Below are 18,263 nucleotides of genomic sequence, written 5' to 3'. Positions count from 1 at the left end.
GAGCAGGCGCAGCGATGCCCGTGAACTGAGCGTTCGGAAGCGGTCCAATGGATCACGACGCCGGCCCGCATATTCCCGATCCTCCGCAGAGGCAGCCTCCTCCAGCTCGTCGGGGGACAGGCCGCCCCAGGGATAAGAACCCCGAGCCAATTTTTCGCAGTCGAACCGCAGGATTGTGATCATCGACGGCTGATGTTGCGATATTGTGCCGAGGCAATAGGCGCGAAGACCGCGATGATCACGGCACAACACACAAACGCATACAACATGGAATTCTGGGCGGGCCAGCCGGTGGCAACTTGGAAGTTCTCCGGAGGCACATTTCCGAACCCATGACGGGCCGCCGTGGCGACCGCGGTCACGGGATTCCACTGTGCGAAGCCTTGCAAGGAGGCAGGCAGCATATCAGCCGACACGAATGCTCCGGATATGAAACAGACGGGGAAGAGCCACAGCAGACCCAGGCTCTGGGCGACTTCGACACTCCGGGCCGTCATCGCAATAACGGCTCCCACCCATGAAATAGCGAATGTGTACAGAACCAGCAAAAACAGGGTCAGGGCAATGTGCAGGGGATCGCCGTTGATACGCCAGCCGATAGCCGTTCCGCATATCAGAATGATCATGATCGACACCATGCTGGTCATCAAATCTGCCCAGACTCGACCCAGGATGACACCGATTCTCGACATCGGCAGGACCCTGAAGCGATCGACCATGCCCTGGTGCAAATCTTTGGCAAGATACACGGCCGTGAACGAGGAGTTGAACGTCAAGGTTTGAGCGAGTATCCCGCCGATCAGGAACTCCCGGTAGTCCTTCCCGCCGAGGGCCCCACCGAAGACGAAAGCCAGGATCAGTACGAAGATGATCGGCTGCGCGAAGCCGGTAACCAGGGCGCCTGGAGTTCTCCTCAGAGTCGTGAGGTTCCTGCGAGCGATCGTTTTGCCGTCGCGGATCGCTGCGAGAGCACTCATGAAAGGACCTCATTTCGAATAGGGTCTTCGCCGAGGGTGTCAGCGGGAGACTGCGCGTCGGTGGGCTTGCCCGTTATTTGCAGAAATACTTCGTCGAGTGTGGGTTGACGCAGTCCCGCTTCGGTGACGTCCACCCAGCGCTTGCCCAGCATACGGAGTACGGAACGGAGGCTCTCAGTGCCCAGAGGCGCTGGCGCCGTGGCGCTGAGTGCCTTCTCATCAAATGAACCCTCCAAGCCGCACTCGGCGAAGGCTTGCCGGACCGGACCAAAAGCTTGCTGAGGGGAGAACCGGACGTCGATCCTCGGACCTCCGGCCTTGGCTTTCAGCGTTTCAGAGGTACCTTGGTCCACAATCCGACCGCTGTCGATGACCGCGATGGAATCGGCCAACACGTCAGCCTCTTCAAGGTATTGGGTCGTCAACAGCACAGTTGCTCCGCTCAATGCCAGAGCGGAGATAGCCTGCCATGTATCGCGACGTCCACGAGGGTCCAGGCCCGTAGTGGGTTCGTCCAGGATGACCACCCTCGGTCGAGCAACGATGGCCCCGGCCAGGTCCAACCTGCGTTTCATTCCGCCTGAGTAGGACCCCGCCAGTTGGCCGGTGGGAACGTCATCGAGCCGGAATTGCTTCAGAAGTTCTTTGGCCCTCGAACGTGCCTGTCGTCGCGCCATTCCATAAAGCTCTCCCACCAACTGCAGATTCTCGAAGCCAGTGAGCTTTTCATCAATAGCTGCGTACTGCCCTGAAACACCCAATCGAGCTCGTACCGCTTGCGCCTGTCGATTCACGTCCTTGCCATCGATGTATGCATCTCCGGAACTCGGAACCAACAAAGTGGTCAGTATTCGCACGATCGTCGTTTTACCAGCGCCGTTCGGTCCAAGCAGACCCTGAATCGTACCGGCAGGGACCTCCAGACTGACCCGGTCCAGAGCGCGAAACGTGCCGAACGTTTTGGTGACCTGGCGTAAGGAAATCATGATTCGCCCAATGGGGAGGTCGGTTGCGGAGTGATGTCTTTCCAGTTCTTCTCCACATAACTCAGGCAGTCAGCACGCGGCGCGGGTCCGAAGACCACTACCCATCCGTGGGGCACTTCTGCATACTCCGGCCACAGCGAGTGCTGCTGGAGATCATTGACCAGAACACGAAAACTCGAGTCCTCGCGATCGAAAGGATTCGTCATGTTGTTGCTCCTCTGTTCAAATATTTGGGTTGTTTTTCGCGTCAGGCCCCGATCCGACGATGTGCGCAATCGGCACGTTCTCAAAAGATCCGGGCGGTAGAGGCATGTTGGTTCACTAGAAAGACGGCTCCGTGACACACAAGTTGAGATCCAAATCCGGTCTCATGACCTGCAGCGCGTGCTCACTGAGCATCTGACCGTGGGTAACCGGAACGGGTCGGATCCGTAATTCACCGGTGACGAAGGGGCCCCAATCATCCGGGGACGGCCTGTCCCCGGGGACGTCCTTCGTGGCTTCGAAGACCAACATGTCTCCCGAGAAGGTATCGATCTCCGCCTCGTCCAGGAGACTCGCGGCGCGATGGAAGCGTTGGAGCAAAAGTTCCATGGTTTCCTCGGGCAACGAACCGAATGGGTGGTCGTGCTGCCGGAAGCATTCTCGGACCGTGCCAGCTGACAGTTCCCGAGGGAGATGGTCCGTGATGCCATTGGCCGACAGGAAGCCGCGCCACATGTCGTCTCGGTCGGTCAGCCTGGCCATGGAATCCGACGAAGGGTAGGCATCCAGTACCGCCAGTGTTCTCACCTCGTCGCCGTCCTTCTGAAGTTTGGTTGCAATAGCCTGCGCGAGACGGCCTCCAAAGGACCATCCGACGAGGTGGTAAGGACCAGTGGACTGCTCTTGGCGGATTCGACGAACGTAACTGTCAATCAACTCGTCGGCGGACACGGGTTCGAACTCCTCCGAACGCTCTGGTGCGATCCCCGGCATCTGCAGACCCAGAATCGGTCTCTTCATTCTCAAATGCGTCATCAAGGACGAGTAAGACCAACTCAAGCCGCTGGCCGGATGCACCGCGAAGAGCGGTTCGCCTACACCGTAATCCCGTAGCGGCAGGACCGGACCGAGACTCTTCTGCAAAGAGGTTTCGCCCGAGTCCGCGAGAGCTGCCAGGGATTCTACGGTCGGTGCTTGGAAGAGAGCCTGAACTGGAAGCTCAGTCCGTAGGGCTTTGTTCACTGCATCGACTGCCGCCTGAGCGACGAAAGAATGCCCTCCGAGCTCGAAGAACGAGTCGTCTGCAGCAATATGTTCTGTGCCAAGGACGTGGCCGAAGGCTGCCGCAACGACCCGTTCAGCGTGCCCCCAAGGAGCACGCCCCACGCTAGCGCGGGTACGAGGCTCCGGCAGCGCCTGATCATGGATTTTGCCGTTGGGGGTCAACGGAATTTCGTCGATCGCTTTCACGGCGCCGGGAACCATGTAGTCAGGTACCTGGCGACGGAGCTCAGCGATCAGCTCGACTTCGAGCTGGGAATCGGTGCGCTCTGGGCGCTTGCCGGCATCCGGAACAACCCAAGCGAGAAGAACCGTGCCCCGGGCCGAAGATCGAGCCCGGACGACCGCGTGTGAGACCAACGGACTGGACCGTAGCACGTATTCAATTTCCGTCGGTTCCACACGATAGCCTCTGATCTTGACTTGGCTGTCCGAGCGACCGCGGACCCTGATGCGCGGTTGATCATCCTCGGTCGACTCACGCACGGTTACCAGGTCTCCTGTCCGGTACATACGGCTGCCATCGGATGTGAACGGGTCGGCAACGAAAGCCGCGGAGGTTGCTTGGGGATCACCAAGATATCCATGAGCCAGCTGTGCACCGGCGATCCACAGCTCGCCTACAGCACCGTCCGGAACGGGCCGCAGGCGTTCGTCAAGGACATACGCCGCAGTGGCACCTGTCGGCGGACCCAGATATGGACAGGGCGCCTCCGTGATGGCGCCGACCAGGCAATCGACAGTAGCTTCAGTAGGACCATAGAGATTCCACGCATGAGTGGAGGGACGCTCCCTCAGCCACGTCCACAGTCCCGGGTCTATAGGTTCACCACCGAGCAACAAGACGAACGGGTCGTCGAGCCCGTGCCCGTCGAGGTATTTTTGCAGGTCTTGATCCCCGGTGAGAGCGGTGATGTAGCTGGGAGTGCTTTCCCAAGCCGTAATGTGGTGTTGGGCGAAATATTCGAGCAATGACTGTGGGTTGCGGCGCGTGGAATCGTCAATCATGTGCAACTCATGGCCCGAAACCATCCAGAGCACCGGATCCATGGCGGCATCGAACCCTACTCCGGTCGTGTGCGCCATCCGTTTTCTCCCGGAACCCTGCCGTGGCAAGACGGTAGAGCGATGTGAAGCAAGCAGGCGGGAGAGGGCCGACTGTGGAACTTGTACTCCCTTGGGTTTGCCCGTGGTTCCGGAGGTAAAGACCGTATAAGCAGTCCGGTCCTGACTCGAAAGGTTGCGGGGCTCAGAGACCGGGACTCGATGCCGAAGGTCAAGAAGCTCTGCCACGTCAATCAACCGGGGCGAGGTACGCTCTGCAGCGTCTGTCGAGGACGACGTCGAGCCGGCGTCAAAGACACTGCCGAGACCTCTTCCGGATGATGCGGCGTCCTCGTGGGACGAGTCCGTGGTGCGGAGGACCAGACTGCTCCCGGAACGGGTGAGCATTTCCGCTATGCGCGCATCCGGCATGGTGATGTCCACGGGCAATGCGCTCGCGCCGGCTTGCCAGATGGCCAGCAGGACGGCCACGGTATCGATCGACCGGGGAAGGCATATCGCGACGACATCCCCGGGAGTCACACCGTGGGCTTGCAAGCCTTTCCGGAGGCTGCGGACGTGTTCGTCCAAGTCCGCATAAGTCATCGACCTCGATCCGGCTACGATCGCCGTGTCTTGCGGTAATCTTCGGACGGTCTCCGCGAACGTTTCCACCACGGAAACTGCGGATTCGTCGGTTGGCCAGGGGGCCAAGGCCGTCGCGGTTCCGTCCAACGACACGGCGTTGATTTTCCTGTCCGGGTCCGTGGTGACTTCCTCCAGGTAGGTCCTCCATTGATCTATTAACCGTCGAGCCGCATTGGGCGTGAACATCGCGCTGTTGTACTCCAACACTCCGTCTACCGCGGTCCTGTCAGCTCGGGGCCGGAGAGTAAACGACAAATCGACCTTGGCGCTGCCAGTGGTTTCTGATTCCAGGGCGGTTGCGGTAACGCCGGGAAGATCCAGCGTCACCTCACCCGGTTGCTCGACCGAAAGCATGGTCTGGAACAAGGGATGACGTCCGAGCTGGCGCTCCGGGTTGTGCGCCTCAACGATTTGCTCAAACGGCACGTCCTCTGTCTCCAGAGCCTCCAGCGTCACTTCTCTCGCCGCGGCGACGGCGTCCGCAAACGTGGTCTCCTCAGGGTCGGTCCTGATCCGCAAGGGAAGCGTATTGACGAAAAACCCCATGAGGTCCGCGACGTCAGGGTCTGTGCGGCCGGCTGATGGCGCTCCGATCACGACGTCGTCGCCGGCGCCTATCCGTTGCAGGTAGGTGGCCAAAGCGGCAAGCCATGCGTGGAAATCGCTCGCAGACTGGGCGGTGGACACCTCGGCGAGGCTGGTAGCCAGCGTGGCCGGCATCTCGAAATGGAGTTGGTCCGCTGGTTGCTCGGCACTGTTGCGGCGAGCGCCCGAAGACGGGAGGGACAGTTCGGCGGGCGCTCCGGCCAAGCGCTCGACCCAACGCCTCAGGTCCGGAAGCTGCAGCCTGCCGTTGCGGGTAAGCTGTGCCTGATCAGAGGCCTCACGGCGTGCAACGTCGGAGAACTGGAGGTCCTTCCGAGACTGCACGCCGGCCGTTCCGCTTTCCCGGGCTCTGTAGCTCCGAGAAAGATCATCGGTCAACGGTCGCAGGGAAGCCCCATCGGTTGCGATGTGGTGGATGATCAGTTCCAAGCGCCAGGTGTTCATTCCGGTGGGCACGACAGCGGCACGGATCGGAAGCTCGCTTGCCAGGTCGAAGCCTGAGCCGTAGTCCAGCGGCCGGTCGCTGACCAGATCCTCGGGCACTTGGTGCACGCGTTGAACGGGGTTGCCCGCGACCTTCGGATATGTGGTTCGAAGAATCTCATGACGTTGAACGACATCGCTGATCGCTCCGGTGAGTGCTGCGGTATCCAAGTCGCCCTCGAGCCTGACACGCAGGAGGACGTTGTATTCCGGAGACTCAGGGTGCAGTTGGTTGAGGAACCACAATCGCGATTGCCCCAGAGTCAGCGGCACCTCCGTCGCATGATCCCGCGGGTGGGCATCGACCCAAGCACCCAATCCAGCCGACTGGTGGATGTTCGCTGACCCGCTCTCGGCGGGTATGTTGCCTTCCCGAATGGCTGCGTGGGGTGAGGCTGGTCCGTTAGAAGTCAGCCATTGCGAGGGCGTCGGCGCTTCGAAGACCTCCCTCAGGGGGATCTGCAGGCCGAGTTCGTCTTTGAGTCGACCGACCAGGGTCACAGCCAACAGTGAATGACCGCCCATGGCAAAGAAATCGTCGTCGAGGCTGACGGCATCCACGCCGAGTACCTGTGCCGTGAGGGCACATACGGCTTGTTCCCTTGTCGTTTGTGGAAGGGAAGCCCCGTGATGGGTCTGGGGCCGGGGGAGACGAGCGACGTCTACTTTTCCGTGAGAGGTCAGTGGAATTGACGCGATATTTTGGATCCGTGTGGGAACCATGTAGTTGGGCAGTTGAGCCAGAATCCGCTGGCGAATATCCTCAGGGTCCCCTTCGCCCACTATCCACGCTGCCAATTGAGCGGTTTCGGAATCCCCCGGAGTGACAAGGCGTACGACCGCGGCCTGGACGCCCTCCGTGTCTTGGAGCACGGATTCCACCTCGGTTACTTCGACTCGGTAACCACGGAGCTTGACTTGATCATCCTCGCGTCGCAGGAACTCCAAAGCTCCGCTGGCCTTTCGCCGCACCACGTCGCCGGTGCGGTACATCCGTGTGCCGTTGCTTCGGGGATCCGCAACGTAACGCGAGGCGGTCTCGGACGGCCGATCCACGTATCCGTGAGCTTCTGAATCCCCGTGGAGATACAGTTCTCCTTCGACGCCCGGAGGAACAGGTGCCAACGTATGGTCGAGCACGGAATAGCTCACGTTGTTGATGGGCTTGCCCAGATGCGGGTGGGGACCAGCGATTTCTCCCAGCAACGCGTCAACCGTGAACTCGCTGGGCCCGTAGAGATTCCAGCCGTGGATGGACGGAGCCTCGGCGATTTGTGCCCACAAGGAATCGGATACGGCCTCGCCCCCGAGAGCGAGAGTCACCTGCTTCCCTTGGGCCTCCACGGAAGCTTCCAGGCCGAGCGCAAGTAATTGTTGCGCATAGGAAGGCGTAGTTTCCAGAATGTCCGCGCCACCGACCTTGTCGAAGACCTCGCTCGTATCCTCAGCTCGATGTTTCGCATCAGCCTCTGCACGGCGAGGGGTAGCCGGTGCTGCCGAATCTCGAGCGAGCGCATCCAGGATCATTTCTGCATCCACTCGCTGGGCCTCGGTCGGAATCAGCAGGGTAGCCCCGCAGATGAGCCAAATAACAGGGTCCCAGGCCGCGTCGAATCCCATACCCGTGGCGTGCAAGACGCGAGGCAATCGTGGAGCCACCGCGCGCTGGTGAGCTCCGACGAGGCCCTTGTGATGTTGGGTCAGTAGATTATTCAGGGCCCGATGTGGGACTTGGATCCCTTTCGGAGTCCCGGTGGTCCCCGAGGTAAACACCTGGTATGCCACGTCCTCGGGCGAAGGCATGGGAGGCAAAGTCGTCTCGTCACTGTCGCGCAGGTCACCTATGGTTACCTGCCGTGATGGAACCGTCAGACTGGAACTGCCCGCCTCCGGCACGAGCGGAGCAGCGTCATTGCTTTCGGTGATGATGAGCCGAGGCTTTGAGGCCTCTTCGATTCGAGCAATGCGTGCCGCGGGGTAGGTAACGTCTATAGGGACCGCCACGCCACCGGACCGCACGACACCGAGCAGAGCAATGATGGAACCGACGCCGCGTGGGAGAGCGATCAACACTGCGTCACCGCGTTGAATACCGTGGGCCGTCAGTGCAGCCGCTACACGGCGGATTTCCCCGGCCAGCCGGACATAGGTGATGTGTTCGGAGCGATCCGCCACCGCAAGATGCCCTGGGTATTGCCGTGCGGTGTTTTCGAATAACTCGAAGACAGATTCATGAGCGGGCGTTCTCAGACCGTGTGAGAGATTCTCCATCCAACTCGTGGTTTCGGCGTCAAGAGCCGTGAGCTCGGAGAGCCGGTAGTGCGAATGCTCGACGAGCGTGGCCAACACCAGATCCACGGCATCCATGATGCGTTGGGCCGTGGACTCGTCGAACAGCGATTCGTCAAACCCCAGGACGGCATGTATGTCTCCGGACTCTCCATCCGGGGTGCTGAAATCAAAGAGCAAATCCGCTTTGACTCCAGCGCTGACGCGTTGGGGTGGTACGGTCACTTCGATATCTTGAAGGTCCACTGCGGCAGCCGGAGTGTTCTGCATCGTGAGCAGCACCTGAAAAATCGGGTGCCGTTGCGGGTCCCTCCGCGGATTGACCGCATCGACCACGGTGTCGAACGGGAGGTCTTGATGGGCGTACGCGGCGATATCCGTCTCCCGGACACGTTGGAGTGCCTCGGAAAGACTCGGGTCCCGATCAAATCTCGTGCGCAAAGCTATCGTGTTAACGAAGAACCCCACGAGGTCCTCGACCTGCGGATCGGTGCGTCCGGCGACCGGGGTGCCCAAAACGATGTCGTCGCCGGCCCCGTATTGTCTCAGCGCGACCGCGACGGCCGTTTGCAGGACCATGAACAGGCTGCTCTGATTCTCGGCGGCGATTTTTCGTAGGTTGTGATGCCGCTGGGCATCAATTCGCAACAGCAACTCCCCGACGCCGTTCGAGGTGCTCTGGTTTTCGGCATCGTGGTCGGCCGCACTGGCCGCAGAACCTGTCAGGCCCGGGGCCCGGGGCCGATCCCGGGGGAGAGCCATTTCCTCAGGCATGTCGCGCAACTCGGATACCCAGAACCGCACCAGCTCGTGAGCCGTGCTCTCAGGATCGGCGGGGTCACCCAACTGTTTCCGCTGCCACAAGCTGAAATCCGAGTAGCTGATTGTGGGCGAAACGAGCGGGTCATTCTTCCCGGAATTCCGCGTGAAATATGCGGTGGACAAATCTCGGGCGAATGGTGCGAGGGACCACCCGTCCGTGACGATGTGGTGCATGACCACCATCAGCGTATGGCGATTTTCTCCAGTTTTTGCCAACACGGCCCGCAACGGAACTTCGTTGGCGATGTCGAAGGGCCTCGTTGATTCTTCGTGTATGACGTGGTCGAGCTGTTGAGGCGGGATCTCTACGCTCGTGAGCCGGGGCCGTCCTGATTCTCCGTCGAGCACATGCTGGATCGGCTCGCCCTCGGGCGAGGGAAATACAGTGCGCAACGGCTCATGCTTGACGACGACGTCCGACAAGGCCTCCTTGAGAGCCCTGACGTTGACGGGACCTGTCAAATGCAGAATAACGGGAACGTTGTATGCCGCTGACGAGGGTTCGAGCTGGCTGAGGAACCACAGGCGTCGCTGGGCCGGTGCAACCGGGATAGTCTCTGGGTGCTCCTCTCGTTGCAAAGCCGGCGTGCCAGTGCTAGCTTCGGCACCCTCGATCTGTGCCGCCAAGCGCCGAACAGTCGGGTTCTCGAAAATGTCTCGTACCGCGACCGGAACCTGGGTCCGGTCCGAAATCAGTGCCGCCAGCTGAGTTGCCAACAATGAATGTCCGCCGGCGGCAAAGAAATCCTCGTCCACTCCGACAGACTCGGCCGGGAGGCCCAGGATCTGTCCGAACGCTTCTGCCAGTTCCATTTCTGAAGCAGTCCGTGCCTCCCGAGTCGAGGCTGGTTCCGTTGCTTCCGGGGAGGGCAGGGCCTGACGGTCGAGCTTGCCATTGGAGGTCAGGGGGAGGGCGTCCACGATGACGATCTGGGCTGGGACCATGTACCCGGGCAGAGTCGAATGAAGGTGATTTTTGACGGTTCGGACATCCAGCGACATCTTGGTATCGCTTCTGGGCCCGGTCGCCAGATATCCGACCAGCCGAACGTCTTCGCCGTAGTTGCTGACCAGCACGACTGACTGGGCGACTCCGGGGACATTCTGAAGCGCTTCTTCTATCTCTCCGGTCTCGACCCGGTACCCCCGGATCTTGATCTGATCGTCGGCTCGCCCCAAGAACTGTATTGTGCCGTTGGGGCGACGTCGGACGAGGTCGCCCGTACGGTACATCCTGGAACCATCCGCCCAGAAGGGGTCCGCCACAAAACGGGAGGCGCTCAGCCCGGTTTGCCCCACGTATCCCTGGGCCAGGTTGAGGCCGGCCAGATACAGTTCGCCTGTTGCGTGAGGTCGAGAGAGGTTCATGTTGGCATCCAGGATGTAATGCCTGGAGTTGCCTACCGACGTGCCAAGATGGGGTTCTTCCCCCGGGGAGATGACGGTCAGCATACTGTCAACCGTTGCTTCGGTGGGGCCGTACAGATTCAAAGCCGTGGTGTTGTTCAAAGCGGCCAAGCGGTCCCACAGTGAGGCACTGATCTCTTCGCCGCCGACGGCCACCGTTGTCGGGTGCCCGTCGCTTTCGAAGAGTCCCGTATCCAACAGGGCCTGGACGAAGGTGGGCGTGGTTTCAATGAAGTCGATGCGCAGATCGTGAAGGTGCTGTGCCAGCCGCTGCGGGTCCCTGCGGGTTTCGTTATCGACCATGACCAACTCGTGCCCCGCGAACAACCACAACATCGGGTCCCATGCGGCGTCGAAGGACAAGCCGGCAGTGTGGGCTATCCGGGCATGCCGGTGAAGTTTGTGCGCAGTCGGGTCGAACAACTCGGTACGGTGCTGTAAGAGCAGGTTTGCTAGGGACCGGTGCCCGACTCCGACGCCCTTGGGGTGACCGGAACTGCCCGAAGTGAAGATGACATAGGCCAAATCGTCGGCAGATACCCGAGGCAGACCGCGAGCATCGGCGCTTTGGTCTTTCCATGAAATGTCGGAGTCCACGATCACGGTCGGCAGATCCCAGGGAGCGCCGGACTCATGATCCGCAGAGGCCTGTTCTTGGCTGGTCAGAAGGAGGGCTGGGTTCGCGTCCTCAAGCATTCCGTGGACCCGTTCAGTGGGGTACTCCGGGTCCATCGGCACATAGGCACCGCCGGCTTTCAGAACAGCAAGGATGAGTAAGGGCAGCAGTACACCGCGTTCAATACGCACCGCCACGGGTTGGCCCGTGTGAAGACCCGAACTGCGCAGATAGTGTGCCAATTGGGTGGACTTCGATTCCAGCTCACCGAAGGTCAGCGAGCCTGCCGGGCTGGTAACCGCGGTTCGGCGTGGTTGTGCCCTGGCTGCTTCTGCAAACGAGTCCATGACGGGCCGTGGTTCCACCCGCTGGGCCGGTCCTTGACCCTGTGACAACAGTTCGCTGGTCCCTTGGGGATCGGTGCTTCGCATCCGCCCGACGACGTCGTCCTGGGCAGTGCGCAGGGCGAGGGCAATGAAATCACGCAAGGCTGATCCGTGCTCGGCCAGGAGCTCGGGCGAGTACAACTGCGCATCGCCTTCGAGAATCAGCGCTGGTTCCGCTGCTGCGCTGTCCAACCCCGCAAGAACTATTGAAAGGTCGTTGACGGGCCCCGTCGAGAGGATATGAACCAAACCTGTGATCTGACCGAAACGCAGATCACCGATCATGGGGAGAAGGTTCACCGACGGGCCGGTACGAGGGGGCGCGGAATCCAACGATTCCAACCTGAAACGTTGGTGCTTGAGCACTTTGCGCAGGACCGTTCCCGTGGTCGCAAAGAGTTGTTCGAGAGTCAATGAGGCTGAAGCGTCCACGAAGAGCGGCAGGACGTTGGAGAGCATCGCCGGGGTGGATTTGGTCACTCGTCCCGAACGCGCCGTCACGGGCAAGCCTAGGCAGACGCGTCCCTGTCCGGTGTGCTGCGAAATATACAACGCAATAATACTGATGATGGTTTTGGGCAGATCCCTGCCGAGGTCTCGGAGCTGTTGGCTCTCTTCAGAGGACAGCGGAATCGTCGCTCGGGTGACCTCATGAGCGACACCATTGACTGTGCCTTCCAGTCCCTCCGCAATAACGTCTCTGCTCGATTCTTCGCGCCAGAAATCCCTGTCTTCTTCGTATTGGTCGGAATTCTGGTATTCGTCCAGAGACTCCAATAAATCGTCATGGCTCGGGAATACGCGCTGATTTTCTCCTGCCGCACGGGAGTCGTCCCTCAGGGTTTTCTCATCGATTTGCCCGGATGAGAATTTCTGGGAAATCTCCGAATAGACCTGAGCGAGGTGCTTCAGGATCATCACGGCTGAATAACCGTCGGCCATGATGTGGTGTACGCGGAGGAAAAACATGGATCGGCCGTTGGGCAATTCGAACACGGTGGTTCCAAAGAGATCGGGGCCGGTCATATCCCTGGGGGTGTTCATTTCTTGGTCCATGCGCTCTTTGGCTCGCTCTATCGCGTTTGACTGACCCATGTGGCGCAAGTCGACGACGTCGAGAACCTCGGCCAGCGGTTCTGGCCGCTCTATAGTCGCGAAAGGACCACGGTCGTCCTCGTGGAAACGCATGGACAGCGCGTCGATGTCTCGCATGGATCGCGCTATGGCGATGTCGAGAACGCTGGGATCCGGGGTTCCGTCCAGATCGAGGTACTGCCCGATCTGGTAATGAGGATTTTGGGTGTCCAATTGCTGCGCATACCAAATACCGTACTGAGCGGGCGTCAATTTCATCCGCTCATGGTTGGTGAGCGGAAAATTGGCTTGAGCCGTCCCAGGTGACATACGGATATACTCCAAAATCGGTTATTCGGTTGCAGGTCGAGGCACTATTACTGGAACTGCCCTATTTGTAGGCCGTTCAGGAGGCCCCCAAAATCCACTAACGGGCCGTTGACGAGCGTCAATGGTGTGAGCGCTAGGTGGTCCAAGGCGGTTTGCAGGACGTTACCGGCAGCTGTGAACAGGGCGGTTAACGGCATGTTGTGCTCCATAAATTGTGTGAGTGCCATTGGCCTGATCGATTCGTCGAAAGGGCTTCATGGCCGGGTTACACAAGGTATTCGGAGGCCAGGGTGACATTGGATTGCCGATTGAGGAAAAGATTGGCACAGCACGGACGAGCCACGAGATCCCGCCGATGAGCCGAACAGACCTTTCCGCTCATGGTTCGAGCAGGCCTGTGGCGCGCCCGTGGACCGAGAAGACCGAGGATGAGGGTGCGCGGAATAACCCAGCGTGGAGCGCTAGCTCGGCCGGGTGGAGATTTCGGACGGTATAGGTCTTAGAACTCGCCTACCGACGGTGCTGGTTCGCAGGGGAGAGGCTACCGGGTTATGCGCACCCCGCACCGATTGTCGCAAGACGCCTGGATGTGGCGGCAAGGAAGCTCTTATTGACTGGAATTCGGGTATCCGGGTCTACGGTCAACGCTGGCTTGCTGCCTCTTCTCCGGTTCTGCGTCGTCTACCCTGCGATCTCGGACAGCTCCAACCAGCGCATTTCGAGCTCGTCGACTTCGTTCTGAATCTCTTGGACCTTGCGGCCGAATTCGGCCAGGCCCTCGTAATCGGACTGGTCGTGCGCGGCCATTTCTTCGTGGAGCTTCTGTTTGGTCTCGCTCAGCCTTGAGAGCTTGCGGTCGATCGCTTTGATCTCCTTCTGGGCCTCGCGGATTTCGGCTCCGGAATGAGTAGCGTCCGTGCGTGAGGCGGCGGTGGCCTCGGACGCGGCAGTTGCCCGCTTCTCCCGACTCACGGTTTCGGCTCGGCCCTGCAGCTCGAGGTATTGGTCGACGCCACCGGGCATATGCTGGAAAGAACCGTTCATGACGGCATACTGCTGGTCCGTCACTCGCTCCATGAGGTAACGGTCGTGGGAGACCACCAGGAGGGTGCCGGGCCATGTATCCAGCAGATCCTCCATGGCCGCCAGCATGTCCGTGTCCAAGTCGTTGGAAGGCTCGTCCAGAATCAGCACGTTCGGCTCGTCCAACAGGATCAGCAGGAGCTGCAAACGGCGCTTTTGACCGCCCGAAAGGTCGCGAACGGGGGTCGACAGATGCGCGTTCGTGAAGCCCAGACGTTCGAGGAGCTGAACGGGCGTCATCTCCTTGCCATCGGCGATATAGCTGGTCCGCTTGCGGCCGATGACTTCCGAGACCCGCTCGTGCAGAACGTCCTTCAGCTCGTCCAGTTGCTGCGTCAACGTCGCAACCCGCACCGTCTTGCCGCGTTTGACCCGACCGTCCGAAGGTGTGACGTCGCCGGTGACGAGTCCCAGCAATGTCGATTTACCGGCCCCGTTGACTCCGAGGATCCCCGTGCGCTCACCTGGTGCGATTCGCCACGTCACGTGGTTCAGCACGGACTTCTCCCCGCCGGAGGGCAGGGGATAGGAGACGGAGACGTCCTCGATGTCGACGACGTCCTTGCCCAGTCGTGAAACGGCCATTTGCGAGAGCTCGACCTTGTCACGAACCGGTGGGACGTCGTCGATGAGCTCATTGGCGGCATCGATGCGGAACTTCGGCTTGGACGTGCGGGCCGGCGCGCCTCGTCGGAGCCACGCGAGCTCCTTGCGCATGAGGTTTTGTCTTTTGGCTTCGGCGGCGGCTGCTTGGCGGTCGCGTTCGACTCGTTGCAGGACGTAGGCGGCGTAGCCTCCCTCGAAGGGATCCACCATGCCGTCATGCACTTCCCAGGTGTCGGTGCAGATTTCGTCCAGGAACCAGCGATCGTGCGTGACCGTGAGGAGTCCGCCTTGAGATTTCGGCCACCTGTTCTTGAGGTGTTGTGCGAGCCAGGTGATCGCCCCGACGTCGAGGTGGTTGGTCGGCTCATCCAGCATGAGGACATCCCAATCGCCCACGAGGAGTTCCGCGAGGGCGACCCGTCGTCGTTGTCCGCCTGAGAGCGAATTGACCGGAGCCGACCAGTCGAGGTCCTGAACCAGACCGGAAATAATGTCTCGGATCTTTGGATCGGACGCCCATTCGTACTCCGGAGTGTCTCCGACCAACGCGTACCCGACGGAATGGTCATCGTTGAGGACGTCGGATTGGTCCAAATACCCGACGCGGACGCCGGAACGAATAGTGACGCGTCCTGCATCGGGTGTGATCCGCTGGGCAAGCAATGACAAGAGAGTCGACTTGCCATCACCGTTCCTGCCGACGATTCCGATGCGATTTCCCTCGGAAACGCCGACCGTGACTCCCTCGAATACGGTGCGGGTAGGAAACTGAATATAGAGCGATTCGCCGCCGAGTAGATGTGCCACGAGCATTAGCCTACGTGTTACCGACTCGCGGACAGAACCGGTCGCATGCTTTGATACGATAGGTAACCGTTCGTGGGGCATGTGACCCCGACGGGTGATCCGCCTTGGTGTAATGGCAGCACAGCGGCCTTTGGAGCCGCTTGTCTAGGTTCGAATCCTAGAGGCGGAACGAGTTGGCGCACCCGCGCTGGCAGCATCCACAGCAAGGAGTCTTACTCTCTTGACCTCTGGTATTCAGGAAGCGCCCTCAGCGGTCATCGTCTTGGCCGCGGGCGCCGGAACCCGCATGAAGTCCTCGTTGCCCAAGGTGATGCACTCGATCGGTGGCCGGTCGATGGTTGAACATGCGATCTCGACCGCTCGCGAACTCTCACCCGAATATTTGGCCGTTGTGGTCCGCCATCAGAGGGAACGTGTGGTCGAGCACGTCAGCGCCTTTGATGACCAAGCGCTGATCGTCGACCAGGATGACGTCCCGGGTACTGGCCGGGCCGTCGAAGTCGCGGTGCAAGCACTGGATAACCTCGGCAACGGGCACATCCAGGGTACCGTGATCGTCACATATGGTGATGTTCCTCTCCTGACATCTTCCACGATCAGTGATCTGACCAGGTATCACCGGGAGCAGGGCAATGCTGCCACTGTCCTGACGACCAACCTGGACGAACCGGGTGGGTACGGACGCATCATTCGCAATGAAGGCGGAGAGGTCACCGCCATCGTCGAGGCCAAGGATGCCAGCCCCGAACAACTTGCTCTGACCGAGGTCAACTCGGGAATCTATGCTTTCGATGCCGAAGCTCTCCGCGAGTCCCTGCGCGCCGTGACCACGGAAAATGCTCAGGGTGAGAAATACCTCACGGACGTTTTGTCCATTGCCCGGGAAAACGGTCGTCGAATCTCCGCATTGACGATCGACGACCGATGGGAAGTCGAAGGGGCGAATGACCGAATCCAGCTCTCTGAGCTCGGAAAGGTTCTCAACCAGCGCATCGCCGAAGATCATATGCGTAACGGCGTAACCATCGTGGACCCTGCAACGACGTGGATTGATACCACGGTGCGCATCGCCAACGACGTCACGATTCTTCCCGGTACCCAGTTGCACGGCAAGACCGTGATCGAGACCGGCGTGACCGTAGGGCCGGATACCACGCTCACCGACGTCGAAATCGGTGAAGACGCAACCGTCATTCGCACGCATGGCTCGGGTGCTCGCGTTGGGCCCCGATCAATCGTGGGACCGTTCGCTTACCTCCGGCCCGGGACCGTTCTCGGCGAGGACGGCAAGATCGGCACTTTCTGCGAGACCAAGAACGCTGATATTGGTGCCGGCTCAAAAATTCCACACCTCACCTATGCCGGTGATGTGGAAATCGGCGAGAATTCCAATATTGGGGCGGCTTCGGTGTTCGTCAATTACGACGGCGTCAACAAGCACCGCAGCGTAATCGGCTCAAACGTCCGCATGGGCTCCGACAACATGTACGTCGCCCCCGTTCAGGTGGGCGACGGAGCCTATTCGGGCGCCGGAACGGTGATCCGCAAGGACGTTCCGGCGGGCGCGTTGGCTATTAACGAAGCTCCCCAGCGCAATCTTGAGGGCTGGGTCGAAAAGAAACGTGCGGGCACGGCAGCGGCGGAAGCCGCCCGGAAGTCACGCGGTGTAGATGCTGAAAACAGCGGCGAGGAAGGCTAGTCCATGACCCAGACCATGACCAACCCAGGGGAGAAGAAGCTGGTCCTGGTGACAGGACGGGCCCACCCCGAGCTCGCGGAGTCCGTGGCCGAGGAGCTGGAGTGCGATTTGCTCCCCGCCTCGGCCTACGACTTCGCCAACGGTGAGACCTATGTGCGGTTCGAGGATTCCGTGCGTGGTGCTGACTGCTTCGTGATGCAGTCCCACCCAGCGCCGATCAACCAGTGGCTCATGGAGCAGATCATCATGATCGATGCTCTCAAGCGCGCCTCGGCTCGCCGGATTACCGTTATTGCACCGTTTTATCCTTATGCGCGGCAGGACAAGAAGCATAAGGGCCGTGAGCCCATTTCGGCTCGCTTGATCGCGGATCTGTACAAAACCGCTGGTGCGGATCGCATTATGAGCGTTGATCTCCACACGGCGCAGATCCAGGGCTTTTTCGACGGCCCGGTCGATCACCTGATGGCTATCCCGCTGCTTGTTGGCTACGTGAAGACTCGCGTGGATCTGAATAACGTGACCGTCGTGTCCCCGGATACCGGCCGTGTCCGCGTGGCGGAACAATGGTCGGAATTGCTCGGGGGCGCACCCTTGGCATTCGTGCACAAGACGCGCGACATTTCGGTCCCCAATCAGGCTATTTCCAAGACGGTCGTGGGGGATATCGAAGGCCGCTCCTGCGTGCTGATTGACGATATGATCGACACTGGCGGCACGATCTCCGGAGCTGTCAAGGTCCTGCAGGAGGCAGGGGCGAAAGACGTGATCATCGCCGCTACGCACCCGGTTTTCTCTGGACCTGCCTGTGAGCGATTGGAAAAGTCCGGTGCTAACGAGGTCATCGTGACCAACACGCTTCCGGTCCCGGAGGAGCACCAGTTCGAGAATCTCACGGTGCTTTCGATTGCGCCGTTGATTGCCCGGGCCATCAAGGAGGTCTTCGAAGACGGTTCGGTCACGAGCCTCTTCGGCGGCGTGGGCTAAACTTCATCCGGTGGCCCGGTCTATCGGTCTGGGCCGCCGAAGAAGAGCTGGATCATTTGGGGGAGATACAAAGCGATGATAACTCTGCCCGTGTGGGGGACACGGACGGCTGACGAGCCCGTTACCGTTGGCTCAGCGGCCCGGGGA

Annotated in this window: 7 protein-coding genes and 1 tRNA gene; 3 read left to right on the top strand and 5 right to left on the bottom strand. The window is 60.3% G+C overall.

The features are described from left to right. Positions 1 to 179: 179 nt before the first annotated feature. The 5 genes from EWR20_RS10915 to EWR20_RS10895 form a co-directional block, all read right to left on the bottom strand. Complete coding sequence (locus EWR20_RS10915) at positions 180 to 977, bottom strand: ABC transporter permease (protein ID WP_129360697.1); 798 nt, start codon at positions 975 to 977, stop codon at positions 180 to 182. Beyond that, positions 974 to 1,963 (bottom strand): ATP-binding cassette domain-containing protein, encoded by a 990-nt coding sequence (locus EWR20_RS10910; RefSeq protein WP_129360696.1) that lies wholly within the window; start codon positions 1,961 to 1,963, stop codon positions 974 to 976. The genes EWR20_RS10915 and EWR20_RS10910 overlap by 4 nt, the downstream gene beginning before the upstream one ends. Continuing rightward, positions 1,960 to 2,169, bottom strand: coding sequence for an MbtH family protein (locus EWR20_RS10905; protein ID WP_129360695.1), 210 nt, complete (start codon positions 2,167 to 2,169; stop codon positions 1,960 to 1,962). The genes EWR20_RS10910 and EWR20_RS10905 overlap by 4 nt, the downstream gene beginning before the upstream one ends. Positions 2,170 to 2,284: 115 nt before the next feature. Continuing rightward, a complete protein-coding gene (locus EWR20_RS10900; protein ID WP_165001028.1) occupies positions 2,285 to 12,883 on the bottom strand; it encodes a non-ribosomal peptide synthetase in 10,599 nt (3,532 codons plus the stop codon). A 732-nt stretch (positions 12,884 to 13,615) separates the two neighbouring features. Beyond that, positions 13,616 to 15,430: an ABC-F family ATP-binding cassette domain-containing protein gene (locus EWR20_RS10895; protein WP_129360693.1), complete on the bottom strand. Its 1,815-nt coding sequence runs from the start codon at positions 15,428 to 15,430 to the stop codon at positions 13,616 to 13,618. Positions 15,431 to 15,528: 98 nt separating this feature from the next. On the opposite strand from EWR20_RS10895, the gene EWR20_RS10890 reads away from it, so the two are divergent. The 3 genes from EWR20_RS10890 to EWR20_RS10880 all read left to right on the top strand — a co-directional run bounded on the left by EWR20_RS10890 (position 15,529) and on the right by EWR20_RS10880 (position 18,116). Next, positions 15,529 to 15,599, top strand: a tRNA-Gln gene (locus tag EWR20_RS10890). A gap of 51 nt (positions 15,600 to 15,650) precedes the next feature. Continuing rightward, positions 15,651 to 17,129: a bifunctional UDP-N-acetylglucosamine diphosphorylase/glucosamine-1-phosphate N-acetyltransferase GlmU gene (gene glmU / locus EWR20_RS10885; protein ID WP_129360692.1), complete on the top strand. Its 1,479-nt coding sequence runs from the start codon at positions 15,651 to 15,653 to the stop codon at positions 17,127 to 17,129. A gap of 3 nt (positions 17,130 to 17,132) precedes the next feature. Continuing rightward, on the top strand, positions 17,133 to 18,116 hold the full coding sequence (locus EWR20_RS10880; protein ID WP_129360691.1) for a ribose-phosphate diphosphokinase: 984 nt from the start codon (positions 17,133 to 17,135) through the stop codon (positions 18,114 to 18,116). Positions 18,117 to 18,263 lie beyond the last annotated feature (147 nt).

It is taken from the genome of Rothia uropygioeca (assembly GCF_004136585.1).
GTDB lineage: Bacteria > Actinomycetota > Actinomycetes > Actinomycetales > Micrococcaceae > Rothia.
The sequence above is the reverse complement of the archived record's forward strand: the minus strand, read 5'-3'. Positions and strand labels throughout refer to the sequence as shown.

Bases quoted from the DNA above. Each gene is read 5' to 3' on its own strand.
- EWR20_RS10880 (WP_129360691.1), top strand. From the start codon at position 17,133: ATGACCCAGACCATGACCAACCCAGGGGAGAAGAAGCTGGTCCTGGTG.
- EWR20_RS10900 (WP_165001028.1), bottom strand. From the start codon at position 12,883: ATGAAATTGACGCCCGCTCAGTACGGTATTTGGTATGCGCAGCAATTG.
- EWR20_RS10915 (WP_129360697.1), bottom strand. From the start codon at position 977: ATGAGTGCTCTCGCAGCGATCCGCGACGGCAAAACGATCGCTCGCAGG.
- EWR20_RS10910 (WP_129360696.1), bottom strand. From the start codon at position 1,963: ATGATTTCCTTACGCCAGGTCACCAAAACGTTCGGCACGTTTCGCGCT.
- EWR20_RS10905 (WP_129360695.1), bottom strand. From the start codon at position 2,169: ATGACGAATCCTTTCGATCGCGAGGACTCGAGTTTTCGTGTTCTGGTC.